11 protein-coding genes are annotated in these 14,826 nt (G+C 70.5%); 7 read left to right on the forward strand and 4 right to left on the reverse strand.

What is annotated here, in order from left to right:
• Positions 1-65 precede the first annotated feature (65 nt).
• The 3 genes from DKM19_RS23130 to DKM19_RS23140 all read left to right on the forward strand — a co-directional run bounded on the left by DKM19_RS23130 (position 66) and on the right by DKM19_RS23140 (position 5,000).
• Entirely contained in the window at positions 66-3,230 is a 3,165-nt protein-coding gene (locus DKM19_RS23130) for a family 43 glycosylhydrolase (RefSeq protein ID WP_204358963.1), read from the forward strand.
• A 45-nt stretch (positions 3,231-3,275) separates the two neighbouring features.
• Positions 3,276-3,896 carry a hypothetical protein gene (locus tag DKM19_RS23135; protein WP_110698284.1) on the forward strand — a complete coding sequence of 207 codons (621 nt, stop codon included), beginning with the start codon at positions 3,276-3,278 and terminating at the stop codon, positions 3,894-3,896.
• Between the two features lie 63 nt (positions 3,897-3,959).
• A complete protein-coding gene (locus DKM19_RS23140) occupies positions 3,960-5,000 on the forward strand; it encodes a WxL protein peptidoglycan domain-containing protein (protein WP_110698286.1) in 1,041 nt (346 codons plus the stop codon).
• Positions 5,001-5,084: 84 nt separating this feature from the next.
• On the opposite strand, the gene DKM19_RS23145 is transcribed toward DKM19_RS23140, so the two are convergent.
• On the reverse strand, positions 5,085-5,588 hold the full coding sequence (locus DKM19_RS23145; RefSeq protein ID WP_110698288.1) for an NUDIX domain-containing protein: 504 nt from the start codon (positions 5,586-5,588) through the stop codon (positions 5,085-5,087).
• Here DKM19_RS23145 and DKM19_RS23150 point away from each other — a divergent pair.
• The 4 genes from DKM19_RS23150 (at position 5,568) to DKM19_RS23165 (ending at position 8,324) form a co-directional block, all read left to right on the forward strand.
• On the forward strand, positions 5,568-5,774 hold the full coding sequence (locus tag DKM19_RS23150; protein ID WP_110698290.1) for a hypothetical protein: 207 nt from the start codon (positions 5,568-5,570) through the stop codon (positions 5,772-5,774). The two genes, DKM19_RS23145 and DKM19_RS23150, sit on opposite strands and share 21 nt — an antisense overlap.
• A gap of 28 nt (positions 5,775-5,802) precedes the next feature.
• Positions 5,803-6,153 carry a UBP-type zinc finger domain-containing protein gene (locus tag DKM19_RS23155; protein ID WP_110698292.1) on the forward strand — a complete coding sequence of 117 codons (351 nt, stop codon included), beginning with the start codon at positions 5,803-5,805 and terminating at the stop codon, positions 6,151-6,153.
• A gap of 423 nt (positions 6,154-6,576) precedes the next feature.
• Positions 6,577-7,185, forward strand: a complete 609-nt coding sequence (locus DKM19_RS23160) for a DUF1989 domain-containing protein (protein WP_204358964.1) — start codon at positions 6,577-6,579, stop codon at positions 7,183-7,185.
• On the forward strand, positions 7,182-8,324 hold the full coding sequence (locus tag DKM19_RS23165; protein ID WP_110698294.1) for a tRNA-dihydrouridine synthase: 1,143 nt from the start codon (positions 7,182-7,184) through the stop codon (positions 8,322-8,324). The genes DKM19_RS23160 and DKM19_RS23165 overlap by 4 nt, the downstream gene beginning before the upstream one ends.
• Positions 8,325-8,591: 267 nt before the next feature.
• Here the strand turns inward: DKM19_RS23165 and DKM19_RS23170 are convergent, their stop codons facing one another.
• The 3 genes from DKM19_RS23170 to DKM19_RS23180 all read right to left on the reverse strand — a co-directional run bounded on the left by DKM19_RS23170 (position 8,592) and on the right by DKM19_RS23180 (position 14,763).
• Entirely contained in the window at positions 8,592-10,151 is a 1,560-nt protein-coding gene (locus DKM19_RS23170) for a helix-turn-helix domain-containing protein (protein WP_110698296.1), read from the reverse strand.
• A gap of 58 nt (positions 10,152-10,209) precedes the next feature.
• Positions 10,210-13,338: a BTAD domain-containing putative transcriptional regulator gene (locus DKM19_RS23175; RefSeq protein WP_162641692.1), complete on the reverse strand. Its 3,129-nt coding sequence runs from the start codon at positions 13,336-13,338 to the stop codon at positions 10,210-10,212.
• A 216-nt stretch (positions 13,339-13,554) separates the two neighbouring features.
• Positions 13,555-14,763, reverse strand: coding sequence for a cytochrome P450 (locus tag DKM19_RS23180; protein ID WP_110705909.1), 1,209 nt, complete (start codon positions 14,761-14,763; stop codon positions 13,555-13,557).
• Positions 14,764-14,826: the final 63 nt, after the last annotated feature.

Here is a 14,826-nt window from a genome sequence, read left to right on the forward strand (position 1 = left end):
GCGTCTTCGGCGGCGCCGCCACCACCCCCCGCTGAGACTCCCTCAGACAGTGAGGAAGCAGGACCTTGAAGATCGTCGTGAGGCGCAGCGCCGCCTCATCACCCCCCCGCTCCCGGCCGAAACACCGGTTCCGCAGGGCCGCCGCGGCGGCGGCCGCCCTGCTCGCGGCCGTGGGCCTGATCGGGGTTCCCGTTCCGGCCCACGCCGCCGACCCCGTCACCTTCACCAACACCCGTAACCCGATCCTCGGCGACGGCGGCTACTACTCGGCGGACCCCGCGCCGGTCGTCGTCCCGGCCGGGGCCCCGGGCAACACCAGCGGCAAGGACGAGCTCTACATCTACACCGGCCACGACCAGGCCGGTCCGTCCACCAACGACTTCGTCATGAACGAGTGGGGCGCGTTCAAGACCACCGACGTCGAGGCCGGCGAGTGGACCCACCACCCGTCGCTGATGCGCCCGGAGACGGTCTTCTCCTGGGCGACGCCGGGGCGCGCGTACGCGGGCCAGATGGTCCGGGGCGTGGACGGCCGCTACTACTGGTACGTCCCGATCAACGAGCGCGACAGCCCCGCGCCCGACAAGTTCGCCATCGGTGTGGCCGTCTCGACGTCGCCGACCGGCCCGTGGACCGACCACATCGGCGGACCGCTGATCTCCCAGCGGGTGCCCTCGGCCAACACGATCCACAACATCGACCCGACGATCCTGATCGACGGCGAGACCCCCAACCAGCGGGTCCACATCTGGTGGGGCTCCTTCGGCAACCTGCGGACGCTCGAACTCCAACAGGACATGAAGACGCCTGTCGGCACCCAGCGCACCGTCACCGGCCTGACCGGCTTCTTCGAGGCGCCCTGGGCCTTCGAGCGCAACGGCACCTACTACATGGCGTACGCCGGCAACAACGCCGGTCCGACCTCGCAGTGCACCCCGGCGAACTACCACGCCTGCATCGCGTACGCGACGGCCTCCTCGCCCGCGGGGCCGTGGACCTACCGGGGCACCGTGCTCCGGCCGGTCTCCTCGACCACCAGCCACCCGGGCATCCTGGAGTTCAACGGCAAGTGGTACATCGCCTACCACACGGCCGACGCGGTCGGCGGCGGGCACTTCCGCCGTTCGGTCGCGATCGACCGGGTGGAGTGGGACGACACGCAGACCCCGCCGCGGATGAAGCCCGTCACGCCCACACCGGTCAAGGGACGTGACCTCACGCCCCGCCCGAACATCGCGCAGGAGGCGAAGGCCACCGTCTCCAACGAGCCCGTGCCCACCCAGTACTGGGTGAAGGCGCTCAACGACGAACTCGTCCGGTCCAACCCGCTGCCGCCGGACATGTGGGGCACCTGGACCGGCAACAACCCGCCGCAGCAGTGGGTGCAGTACACGTGGGACCAGCCGATGCGGATCTCCGGTTCGCAGATCGACTTCTGGAACGACAACCCGCAGGGCAGCGGCGTGGGCGTCGCGGCCCCGGCCCGCTGGAAGATCCAGTACTGGAACCTCACCACCGGCCGGTGGGCCGACGTGCCCGGCCCGAGCGGCTACCCGACCGCCACGCAGGGCCTCCAGAACACCGACTTCGACCCGGTCACCACCACGCAGGTACGGGCGACCTTCGACGCCTCCACCAACGGCGGCACCTACTCGGCGGTCGCGGTCGAGGAGTGGAAGATCCTGGCCACGCAGCCGGAGACCGTCGATCCGCCGGCCATCACCGTCGAGGTGGGCGAAACGGAGCTGCCCGGCACCGTCGGCGTCGCCTTCGGCGGCGAGACGCTGCGGATCCCGGTCTTCTGGGACCCGCTGACCCCCGAGCAGGTCGCCCAGCCCGGCACGGTCACCATCCGGGGAACCGTGCTCGGCTACACCGCCGGCCGCATCTCCGCGCAGGTCACGGTCCTGTCGCCGGACGACACCGAAGGTGACGAGACCGCGCCGACGCTGACCCTCACCCCCAGCGGCAGCGCGGGCAACGCCGGCTGGTACCGCTCGGCGGTACGGGTGCGCGTCAACGGCGTCGACGACCGCGGCGGCCGGATGACCATCGAGACGAAGGTGGACGACGGACAGCCGGTCGTCACCACCGACACCCGGCAGGCCGACGCCGACGTCTCCGGGGACGGCGAGCACGCCGTCACCGCGAAGGCGACCGACCGGGCGGGCAACGGCTCGGCGCCCGGGAACCTCGCGGTACGCATCGACGCCACGGCGCCGGTCAGCGCCGGCACCCTGAACACCGCCAGCCGGTCGGTCAAGGTCGTCGCGACCGACGCCACCTCCGGCGTCGCCGGCATCGAGTACGCCGTCGGCACCGGCCCGTGGACCCCCACCGCCGACGGCGTCATCACGGCGCCCGACGCCAACCGGCACACCGTGTCCTACCGGGCGATCGACAGGGCGGGAAACCTGGAGACCGCCAAGACGGTCGTCATCCCGGCGGACCTGTCCGCGCCGCTCAACGGCAACATCGCCCCCATCGCGACCCCGACCGCCTCCTCCACGGCGGGCTGGAACAGCGTCACCGCCCTCAACGACAACGCCGACCCGGCCAACCCGAGCCAGGCGCAGATCTGGGGCACCTGGTCCGGCACCCGCCCACAGACCCAGTGGGTCCAGTACGACTGGTCACGTCCCGTACGGATCATCGGCACCGAGCTGAAGTTCTGGCGGGATTCGAACCAGGGCACCGGCGACGGCGTCGCCCAGCCCGACGGCTGGGTGCTCCAGTACTGGGACGAGGCCGCCTCGGCCTGGCGTGACGTGCCCGGCGCGTCCGCGTACGGCACGAGCACGACCGCGTTCAACAACGTCACCTTCAACCCGATCACCACGTCCCGGGTGCGGGCCACGGTCCGGGCCAACGGCAACGGCACCACCTACTCCGCGGTGGCGATCACGGAATGGCGGGTCTTCGCCCAGGAACCGCCTCCCGAGGAGCCCGCCGAGATCCCCGTCACGATCACGGTCACACCGCGGTGCCTGGCGGGCAAGGCATACCTGGCCGTACAGGCGCGCAACGACCATGACGCGGCGGCGAGCATCACCCTGGAGAGCGCGTACGGCAGGCGGTCGGTCCCGGATGTCGCGCCGGGCACGAGCGCCTACCAGTCGTTCGCCACCCGTACGGCCTCGATCGCGGCGGGGACGGTCACCGTCCGCGCCGCCGACGAGGAGACGGCCTCGGTCCACACCGCGGAGTACCCCGCCCTCACCTGCACCTGACATCCCAATCTGGATCACCAAAAACCACGCACCATGGAGAATTACATGACAATTCATCGCAAATGGCTGCTGGCGGCGGCTGTCGCCCTGACCGCGTCCGTGGCATTCCAGGCACCCGCCGTGGCCGACCCCGGCGACGGCACCGACGTGGAGGTGACGGTCGAGATCAAGAAGATCGAGGAGCCGGGCGTGCTCGCCATGTCGGTCGCCGCCGACTCCGTCGCACTGAGCGAGGACGGCTCGACCCTGGAGAACCGCCAGTTCCTCGGCACCCTGCCGACGGTGACGGTCACCGACACCCGCACGATGGAGGAGGTGCCCAGCGGCGCCGCATGGGCCGTCCTCGGCAACGCGAGCAACTTCGCCGGCGACTCCGGCCAGGCGCCCATCAGCGCCGGCCACCTCGGCTGGAAGCCGCACCTGATCGACGGCGGCGAGACCGGCCTGGTCTCCGAGGGCGAGGAGGTCGTGACCGTCCTCGACGAGCCGACCCAGCCCGGCAACAACGTCGGTCTGGTCGACAAGGAGCTCCTGGCCTCGACCTTCGAGTCCGGCGCGGTCGCCGGCGGCGCGTACACCGTCAACGCCGACCTGTTCCTGCGCACCCCCGCGGACGTCGCCGCGGGTTCGTACGCTTCGACGCTGACCCTGTCCCTGTTCGAATAGCCGACGGGTGGGGGCCGCGGCGGCGCGGCCCCCACCACCCCCCTTTCGCCGGAGGACCTCGCCGTGATCCGAACCTTGTCACAGACGCTGCCGCGGCTCCTCGCCGTACTCACCGCGGCGCTCCTCACCGTGCCCCTCGTGCCCACCGGCGCGCTGGCCGAACCGACGCTCACCTGGTCGGTCCAGCCGGCCGACCAGCAGGGCCCGGACGGCCGCCGGTGGATCGAGCTCACCATCGACCCCGGTCAGAGCGTGACCGAGCATCTGGCCGTGCGGAACTTCAGCGACGCCTCCGCCGTCTTCGCCCTGAAGGCCGCCGACGGCTACCTCACCGACAAGGGCCGCTTCAACATGCTCCAATCCGACCACGCCTCAGTGGACGGCGGCACGTGGGTCAAGGTCCAGAACGAGGTCACCGTCGGGGCCAACGAGACGAAGGTGGTGCCGTTCACGATCACCGTGCCGCGTGACGCCTCGCCGGGGGACCATCCGGCCGGCATCGCCGCGACGGTCACCAGCGCGAGCAGCACGGTCTCCGTGGAGAGCCGGGTGGGGTTCCGGGTCATGATGCGCGCCACCGGCACGATCACGGCGGCGATGGCGGTCAGCGATCTCACGGCCACGTACGAGCAGTCATGGAATCCCTTCTCGTCCGGTGTCATCCGGGTCAGGTACACGGCGACGAACAAGGGGAACGTCGCGGCGAGCGGAACCGGCGAGGCGACGGCCGGCGACCTGTCCGGTCTGGCCGAACGGGACGCCAAGACCGGGGTCGAGGAGATCTTCCCCGGCGACAGCCGTACGGTGGAGACCCGCATCGCGGGAGTCTGGGCCCTGGGCCCGCTCTCCACGACCGTCACCCTGTCCCCGTCCGTCCAGGGCGGCGCCCCCGCCGGCGCCGTGGTCGAGAACGCCGCCACCGACGTGACGGTCTGGACCGTGCCCTGGCCCCAGCTGGCCCTGGTCGCGCTTCTCGTGATCCTCTTCTTCTCCTACCGGGCCATCACCCGGCGCCGCCGCCGGCGTCTGGCGGACCTGCTCGCCCGCGCCCGCGACGAAGGCCGCGCGGAGGCTCAGGAGCCCTCGCGGAACGCCCAGGTTTAGGTCGTTTCCATACCCAGATGCGACCCGATGGCGCTCTCCCGCCAAGCCTGATCGAACATTGCCGGACCTCTCCGTTTTCGCAGGTCAGGCAGGGACTCCGCCCCTTCGGCCGAAGTACTTCGCCGCGATCTGGGTGTGCAGCGAGAACGCCAGTTCGCGCGGCCCGTCGATCAGCAGCCACTCCGTCGTCTCGGCCGTGGGCGCGACCGGCGGAAGGGCGGCCGAGCTGGTCCGCGGCCCCAGGGCGAAGATCAGCACGGTGCCGTCGGGGGCGCTGAGCACGTCGAAGAGCCGCACCTCGTCCGCGTCGACGACAACACCCGTCTCCTCGCGGAGCTCCCGGGCGGCCGCCTGCTGCCAGGACTCCCCCACGTCGATGAAGCCGCCGGGCAGGGCGAGCCCGCCGCGGTGCGGTTCGACGTCACGGCGGATCACCAGCAGGCCGTCGTCCACCGGCAGCACCATCACCGCGACCGGCAGCGGATTGAGGTAACCGGTGTTGCCGCAGCCGGAGCAGGTGCGCGGCCAGGGCCGGCCGGGGATGAAGGCCTGACCGCAGAAGGAGCAGTGCGAGTTTTCGATCGTCACGATCATGAGCCTAACCGGGGGTGCGACCGGATCTTCGACCCCTTCCCCAGCGCCGAACCGGCGGGTGAGGGCACCGGTCCTGGCCTGGACGTCTTCTGGCGTATCGTCGTCAACAAGCGTCACGGAAGCCTCCAGGTGCAGTCCGTGCCCGGCAACACCCGCTTCCTGGTACGCGCCTCACCCTGATCGTTACGAACACTCCCGAGGAGTCGTCATGACCACGCCGAACGGAATCGACCCCTCCGTCCCGCCGAGCGGCACCGGCTGCGCCGAGTGCACCGCGTCGGGTGGATGGTGGCTCCACCTGCGGCGCTGCGCCCAGTGCGGTCACATCGGCTGCTGCGACGACTCCCCGTCCAAGCACGCCTCCGCCCACGCGCAGGGCACCGGGCACCCGGTCATCCGCAGCTTCGAACCGGGCGAGAACTGGTTCTGGGACTACGACGCCTCCGAGATGTACGAGTCGGGTCCCGACCTCGCTCCCCCGGTGAGCCATCCGCTCGACCAGCCCACGCCCGGCCCGGCGGGGCGCGTTCCGGCGAACTGGGCCGAGACGCTGCGCTGAAAGGGCGGCGGTCTTCACGGCGGTTGTCATGCCGCACCTCGTGGTCGACGCCACTCCGGGGTGGAGGGTCGGTCGTAGTCCACATGACGGACCCTCACGCGGCCGTCGTTCAGGTGGCGGAGCGCTCAGCGACCGGCCGGCGACGCAGGCTCACGTTCGAGACGGCCGGCGGTGTGCAGGCCACGTCGTTGGGGCCGGCGTCGGTACCGTGATTGACGAGATCACCACGGAAAACGAACCTTCTCGCCGGTCAGCGCGTGGGAGGCGGTTGCCCGCGTCAGGTATCACCGGCGGCGTAGGTTCTTCTGTGTAGATATCTCCATTGTTACTCCGAAATGCAGTAGGAAGCTATATGGCCGGTCCGGTCGGTCCGGTGGTTTGCTGCTGAGCATGGAGTCGACAACGGTTGAGAAACGAGTGACCGTGCCCGCTCGCGAGGGGCGCGCGGTCACGGTGGCCGCCGGGCAGCGGGTGCGTGTGGTCGACCTCGAAGGCGGGCAGGTGGGCGACCTGTTCGCCTTCGGCGCCGGCGACGTGACCGAGCATCTCAGTGCCTCGCATACGCGCAGTCATACGAGTCGCCTGTTCCCGGCGGTGGGCGAGCAGTTCGTCACCAATGGCCGTCGCCCGATCCTGACGCTGGTCTCCGACACTTCTCCGGGCTGGCACGACATGCTGATCGCCGCCTGCGATCCGGCGCGTTACGCCGCGCTCGGCGTGCGGGAGGCTCACGCCTCGTGTGCGGAGAACCTGCGCCGGTCCCTGGCCACGCTGGGCCTGGCCGTCGCCGTCACCCCGCAGCCGGTCAACGTGTTCATGCGGATCCCGGTGCGGGAGTCGGGAGAGCTGGGCCGGCTGCCCGCAGCCGGCCGACCGGGCGACGCGATCACCTTCGAGGCCGCCATGGACTGCGTGGTGGTGGTCTCCGCATGCCCCCAGGACCTGGTCGAGATCAACGGGAACAGCCCGACGTCGCTGGCGGTCGACCTGCTGCCCGGCCGTCATGACATTCAAGGAGTAAGGACAGCATGAGCATTTCCACCTTCGGTGTACGGCACCCGTCGCTGGAGCCGGGACGGATCGGGGATCTGGAACTGGTCAACCGGCTCGCGGTCTCGCCGATGACCCGGGTCTCGGCCGCCCCGGACGGCACCCCGACCCAGGAGATGGCCGGCTACTACGCCGAGCTTGCACGCGGCGGGTTCGGGCTGGTGATCACCGAGGGCACCTACACCGACACCCTGTACAGCCAGGGATACCTCAACCAGCCGGGGATCGTGTCGCAGGCGCATGTGGCGGCCTGGCGGGAGACCACCGACCGGGTGCACGCCGCGGGGACGCCCATCGTGTTGCAGCTCATGCACGCGGGCGCGCTGTCTCAGGGCAGCCACTACCGGAAGGACACCGCGGGCCCGTCCGCCGTGCCACCGCTCGGGGAGAAGATGCCCGAGTACGGCGGCCACGGACGATGGGCGACTCCTCGGGAGATGAACCCGGCCGATATCGAGGAGGCGGTGCGCGGCTTCGTGACCTCGGCGGTGAACGCGCGCGAGGCCGGGTTCGACGGGATCGAGGTGCACGGGGCCAACGGCTACCTGCTGGACCAGTTCCTCACCGACTACACCAACCGGCGCGACGACTCCTACGGCGGTCCGATCGCCAACCGGGTCCGCCTGGCCGCGGAGGTCGTGGCGGCCATCCGCGCGAAGGTCGGGTCGTCCTTCTGCGTCGGGATCCGGCTGTCCCAGACCAAGGTCAACGACTTCGGCCACCGCTGGCCGGGGGGCGCTCACGATGCGGAGGTCATCTTCACGGCTCTGGCCGACGCGGGCGCGACCTATCTGCACATCGCCAGCGAGGGCCGGGACTGGATCGAGACCGCGAGGTTGGCGGGCGGCTCCACGATCACCGGCCTGGCTCGCCGGGTGAGCGGTCTTCCGGTGATCGCCAACGGCGGTATGCACGAGCCGGCGCAGGCGGCCCAGGTGCTGGCCGACGGGCACGCGGATGTCCTGTCGGTCGGCCGGTGGGCGCTGGCCAACCCCGACCTTCCCCGTCGTCTGGCTGAGGGGGCGGCGCTGGAGGACTTCGACCACATGATGGTGCAGCCCATGGCGACGCTGGACAATACGCGCCGGTGGCGGGCGGCAGGCATCCGGGCCGGGGTCTGAGCCGGCGAGCATGACGGTGGACATGAGTGGGACCTGGCATGGCGGGGTCGATCGTCGAGCGGGGGCACGAGGTGGCGCACCATTCCCGCGGTCATCGGCCGCCCACGTCGATGACCCCGCTCCAGGAGCGGGCGGACTTCGTGCGGGCGATCGAGGTCCGCGCTCACGTGCGGGGACGTGCGGTTCGCTCACTGCCGCGACGTGGCCGAGGCAGCGGCGGCCGACCCGGAGATCGCCCTGCGCCCGCATCGGGCGGTGCCCCGGGGGTCAGCTCATGGCGTCGGCCTCAAGAGCGAGGAACAGGTCCACCCGGTCCTCGGTACGGCTCACGTCGCGGCCGGTCAGTTCGGTGATCTTGGACAGCCGGTTCCGCAGCGTGTTGACGTGAACGTGCAGGGAGGCGGCGGTGGCGGCCCAGTGCCCGTCGTGATCCAGGAAGGCACGCAACGTCACCTCCAACTCCCCGCCGCGCCTGACGTCGTGCTCGCGCATCGGCACGAGCACGACGTCGGCGAAGCCCCGTAGCGCCCCCGCGTCCTGCAGCCCGAGAAGCAGCCGGTGCGTGCCCAGCTCGGCGAAGGTCCGCGCCACGGGCCCGCCGCGGCTGCGGCGTAGCACCCGGCACGTCTCCCGGGATCGCGTCAGGGGTTCTCGCAGACCGGCGGAGTCGTCGGCGACGCCGCCGAGACCCACCACGGGGCGACGGCCGGTGAATCGCCGCGCCACGGCCCCGGCCAGCCGCTCCGCCAGCGACACCAGCCCGTCTTCCGGATATCGCCAGGACAGCACCGCCACCACGTCCTGGGTGCCGCCCGCCACGACGACCGGAACCCCCTCGGTCACGAAGAACTCCCCGACCACCTCGGCAAGACCGGGCAGCGTGGCCGCCTCACCCTCGGCGAAGGCGATCGCGCACACGGCCAGCGGGCCCCCGGCGTCCACGCCGAACGCCTGCAGCCTGCCCGGAACCTCGGCCGCCCGCCGCCCGCCGGAGAGCACCATTTCCAGCAGCTCGCTGGCGAAACGCAGCTCGATCGCCTGCACCGCCTGTTGCTTGGCCACCTCCAGACTGAGGAAACGAGCCGCCTGCTCCAGTGCGTCCTGCTCGATCCGGTCGAGAGCGCTGACCGGGCGGAGGCAGATCAGCGCGGCGTCGACGTCGCCGACCGCTCCCACCAGGAACAGGGTCGCGCGATCGGCGGGACCCAGCTCCAGCTCCAGCGCCGGTGGCCGGCGGGCCAGCCCTCTGGCCACCACTTGGAGCTGCTCGTCATCGAGCCGGGCTCCGGCCTCGGCGAGCAGCCGGCCCATCCGGTCGACCACCGCGAGCGGCAGATCATGATCGCGCCGGAGGATCTGGAGCACGCCGGAGGCGCCGGCACCGCGCGAGATCGCCCTGGCCAGCGCGTCGCCCCTGCGCACCATGCCGACCAGCACGCTCTGGCGCTCCTCGGCGTACATGGCGGCGACCGTCTCGGAGACGGCGGTGAACGGCACCCTCGGGGAGATCTCCAGCAGCGGCAGGTCCGCCTCCCGGCAGGCGTCGACCAGCTCCCCCGGCGTCGCCGGGGTGGTCGCGAGCAGGCCGAACATGACCCCCGCGGCTCCCGCCCGCTTCATGCTCGCCACGAACTCCGCCGGCGTCACCTGACCGATCCACAGGCCGTTGGTCAGTACGAGCTCACGCTCGCGCACGTAATTCGAGGGGTCGGGCAACTCGGTGGTGTGCACCCATGTCACTTCCGCCTCCATCGCGCCGGGCGGGCCGGGAACGAGGACCCGCAGCTCCAAGGAGAGGGTCCGCGCGAGGGCACCGAGGGTGAACATCCTGTAAATCTATCCAGCATTCCGGCGTATATCTATAGATTCATCCACTCCGTGTCGTTCACGGAGCGAGCGTGATCTCGGCCAGCTCACGCCAATCCCGCTGCCGACCGGCACGGGTCGCCTCGGTGAACACGGTCTCACCGAGGTGACTCCGCGTGTCCGCGGCGATCCTGGAAACGTCCGGTTGCGAACGATCCGGCGTGCCGCGCACGCCGTCGCTTGCCGCGAGCAGTCGCGCGGCCTGCTCGTACTGTCCCTGGCGCAGCGCGAGATCCGCGATCCCGATCAACACTTCGGCGATCAGCGGTGGGTGATACATGTGCTTCACAGCCATGTGGAACGCCTCGGCCCGATGCGCGCGGGCCTTCTCGAGATCCTCGGCGAGGTAGCCGTACAGGTCCATGACCCTGATGTGGAGGAAGTCGCTCGGTGCCGGCACCGTGGCCAGGTGCCGGTGTGCCCTGTCCGGCTCGCCGCGCCAGCGTGCCAGTTGCGCCTTCGAAAACTCCAGTTCGGCAAGCTCGTCCGGCCAGGTGATCCCACCCGCGCATCGCTGCGCTTCGGCCATGGCGGACGTGCTGGATCGCTCATCGCCGATCAGCCAGTACAGCTGAGCCTGCCGCGCCCGCAGACTGACCACGTCCTCGGTCGCGCCTATCTCGGTCAGCGCCGCGACCGCCTCTTCGTAGTGCTCACACGCGCGTGCGAACTCGCCGCGCATGGCGAGCCGCTCGGCCAGGAAGGCCAGCGCCGACGAGATCCCCCATCGGTCACCCACCGTACGGAACCCGGCAAGGGCGATGTCGACGTCGACGTCCACGTCGGTCACGTCGCCGCCGAGCGTGAGCCGCAGTCGGCCGCGAGCGAGCCTGGCCTGCGCGCGCACCCATGGATCGTCGGCGGCGATGAGCGGCTCGAACGCGGGCAGGAACTCCATCGGCTCCTGCAGCATCCGCTCCAGCGGTCCGATGAACCCGAGCAGCGGGTTGCGATACTCGCCGCGCTGGGTGAGCCGGTGCGCCTCCTCGATCCACTCCCGCGCCTGATACTGGTCGCGGCTGGCCCCGGAGGTCACGAACACCGTCACGATGGTGTTCGCCACCGCCCGCACCTCATCGGACACCTCACCGTGCAGCGAGGTCGCCGCGATGCTCAGCTCGGTGCCCTCGGCCCTGTGCCCGCTGAGGAACCAGTACCAGCCCACGGCCGCGACCAGCCGCATCGCCTCCTGGGCCCGTCCCTCGGCGATCGCCCCGCGCAGGGCCGCACCGATGTTGTCGTGCTCGGCCTCGAGCGTGGACAGCCACTCCAGCTGCTCGGCCCGGCGCAGGTGCGGCTCGGCCGTCTCGGCCAGCTCGGTGAAGTAGGCAAGGTGCGCCCGGCGCGCCGGCTCGGTTTCCCCGGCTTCGGCGAGGCGGTGCGCCGCGTATTCCCTGATGGTGTCGAGCATCCGGTAGCGCGGCGTGTCCTCGCCGTCGGCGAGCAGCAGCGACTTCTCGATCAACGCGGTCAGCAGTTCGAATACCCGCTCCCCGCCGAATGCCTCGTCCCCGCACACCCGTTCGGCCGCTTCCAGGCTCACCCCGCCGGAGAACACCGAGAGCCGCCGCAGCACGCCGCGTTCGGCCTCGGTCAGCAGATCCCAGCTCCAGTCCACGACCGCGCGCAGCGTCTTGTGCCGGGGAAGCGCCGTACGGCTGCCGCCGGTCAACAGACGGAATCGGTCATCGAGCCGACGTGCCAGCTGATCGACGGACATGGTGCGCAGCCCTGCCGCGGCCAGTTCGATCGCCAGCGGCATCCCGTCGAGCGCCCGGCAGATTCGCGCCATGGTCGACAAGGTGTGCGCGCCCGTGCCGATGTCCTTGCGCACCAGACCCGCGCGGTCCCGCAGCAGCCGCACCGCGGGCGAGGTCCCGATCTCGGAGGGGTCCGCTCCCTTCGCGGGCAGCGCGAGTGGCTCGACCTGCCACAGCACCTCCCCCGTGATACCGAGCGGTTCCCTGCTCGTGGCCAGGATTCGCAGCCTCCGGCACTCCCCCAGAAGCCGATCCGCGAAAACCGCGGCCGCCTCGATCACGTGCTCGCAGTTGTCCAGGATCAGCAGGATCGCGTGCTCCCGGACCGCGGCGATGAGCCGATCCATCGGTTCCCCGCCCCGCGCACCACCGAGCAACGTCTGGTCACGCAGGCCGATCGCGGTAAGGGCGGCCTGCGCCAGCTCACCGCCTGGCCGCACCGAGGCCAGTTCGACCACCCACACCCCATCCGGCAGTTCGGCGAGCATCGTCCGCGCGGTCTCCGTGGCCAGCCTTGTCTTGCCGGAGCCACCCGCCCCCGTCAAGGTGACCAGCCGGTGGTCGACGGCCAGACCGGCGACCGCGGAGATGTCATCGTCCTTGCCGACGAAACTCGTCAGCTCGGCGCGCAGGTTCGTCCTGCGGTTCTCCGTCCGCTCGCCCAGCTCGCCACGGAGCAGCGCGGTGTGCAGCGCGGAGAGCTCGGCCGATGGATCGGCGCCCAGCTCCTCGGCGAGCCGCTCGCGCGTCCGCTCGTACACGGTCAACGCCTCGGTCCCACGCCCCGCCTCGGCGAGCGCTCGCATCAAGGCCGCCACGAACCCCTCCCGCAGCGGATACGTGGCAACCAGCTCGGTCAGCTCGGAGACCAGCTCCGAGCCACGGCCGAGGCGAACATCCGCGTCCACCCGATCCCCGAGCGCGGAAACGTAGAGTTCGTCCAGCCGCGCGCCTGCGGCGTCGAACGTATCGCTGTCTCGCAGTGCGATGTCCGCCATGGCCGCACCGCGCCACAGTGCCAAGGCCGAGCGCAGTAGATCCGCCCGCACCGCAGGCTCGGCGGCACGGGCCTGACCGACCAGGTGCTCGAACCGGCACACGTCCACGGCATCAGGAGCCACGGCCAGCCGGTACCCGCCGGAATCCGCCTCGATCACACCGGCCGGCAACACCCTGCGCAGCCTGGACACCAACGCCTGCAAGGCATTCACTTCGTCCGCGGGCGGCCGTTGCCCCCAGATCCAGTCCACCAGCCTCCCGCGCGAGACGATCCGGCCAGGCTCGAGGGCGAGTGCGGCCAGCAGCGCGCGCAACCGGATCCCGGGAACCTCCACCACGGCCCCGTCACGGTTCCGGACCTCGAACGGCCCGAGCAATTCGACCTGCACATCACTATTTCTGCCGAACTGTGGCGACAACCGACCAACCTCCACCGCGCGCAACCCGCAAATACCGCCGACCTTCATCGGACCGTTATCATCGCAGGTCGGGCGAGTATGGTGGATTTCAGGCGGATGCCATGGCGATCTCCGTCCAGGGCGTCGCGGCGCTCACAGCGGTGACGGGCGGCCGTAGGCGGTCTCGCCCGTCACCGGCCCCGGCGGTCACGCGTCCCAGGTGACCGGGAGACTCTTGACCCCGTAGATGTCCGCGGTCTCCGGGCGCAGAGCGACCTCTTCAGCCGGTACGGCCAGGCGCAGCGTGGGGAAGCGGTTGAGCAACGCGGGCAGCGCGACGCGCATCTCGACGCGGGCCAGCTGCTGGCCCAGGCACTGGTGGATGCCATGGCTGAAGGCCAGATGCCCGCCCTCCTGCCGGCGCACATCAAGGGTGTGGGGGTCGGTGAAGCGCTCGGGGTCGCGGTTGGCGGTGGCGTACGACAAGATGACCGTCGTGCCGGCCTTGATGGTCTGGCCACCCAGCTCCACGTCCTGCAGCGCGACCCTCGTCAGCTGCTTGACGACGGTCAGATACCGCAGCAGCTCCTCCACGGCCCCGTCGGTGAGCGCGGGCTCGGCGCGCAGCGCGGCCAGCTGCTGGGGGTTCTGCAGCAGGGCGAAGGCGCCCAGGGCCAGCATGTTCGCGGTGGTGTCGAACCCGGCCGACAGCAAGATCAGGGCCATCCCCTTCAGTTCCTCGTCGGTCAGATCACTGTCGAGCAGGTCGCTGAGCACATCGTCGGTGGGGTTGACGCGCTTGGCGGCCACCAGTTCCGCGAGGTAGTTCTGGGTCGCGGTGTAGGCCGCGAACAGGTCCTCGTCGCTGACCTCACCGCCGAGGAACTTATCGATGTTGTCCTGGAAGGAGCCCCGGTCCTCATACGGCACGCCCAGCAGCTCACAGATGATGACCGAGGGGATGGGCTTGGCGAAGGCGGTCACCAGGTCCGCCGACGGCCCGGCCTTTTCCATGGCGTCCAGGTGTTCGGCGGTGACCTGCTCGACGCGTTCGGTGAGCAGTCGCATGCGCCGGACGGTGAACTTGCCGACCAGCGGTTTGCGGTAGCGGCTGTGCTGGGGCTCGTCCATCAGCAGGAACTCGCCGGGCGGCGCCGGGGGGACCTCGATGTCGCCGTAGTCGACCAGCGGGTGGTGGCCCATGAGCTCCTTGCGGGAGCTGAAGCGCGGGTCGGCCAGGATCGACCGGATCAGGTCGTAGCCGGTGACCAGCCAGCCCTGGTGTCCGTCGGGGAAGGGGAAGTGGCTGATCGGGCCGTGCTCGCGGGCCTCGATCAGCTCCTTGGGCGGGTCGAAGGGGCAGCCGGGCTGACGCGCGGTCGGCATCGTGGTGACGGTGTGGAGGGACTCACTCACGGTCATTCCTCATCTCGCGATAGTGCGTGTTTTCCGTGGCTCGAAGGCTAGGGTGCATTCAGA

Source organism: Streptosporangium sp. 'caverna', from assembly GCF_003203775.1.
Classification (GTDB): Bacteria; Actinomycetota; Actinomycetes; order Streptosporangiales; family Streptosporangiaceae; genus Streptosporangium; species Streptosporangium subroseum.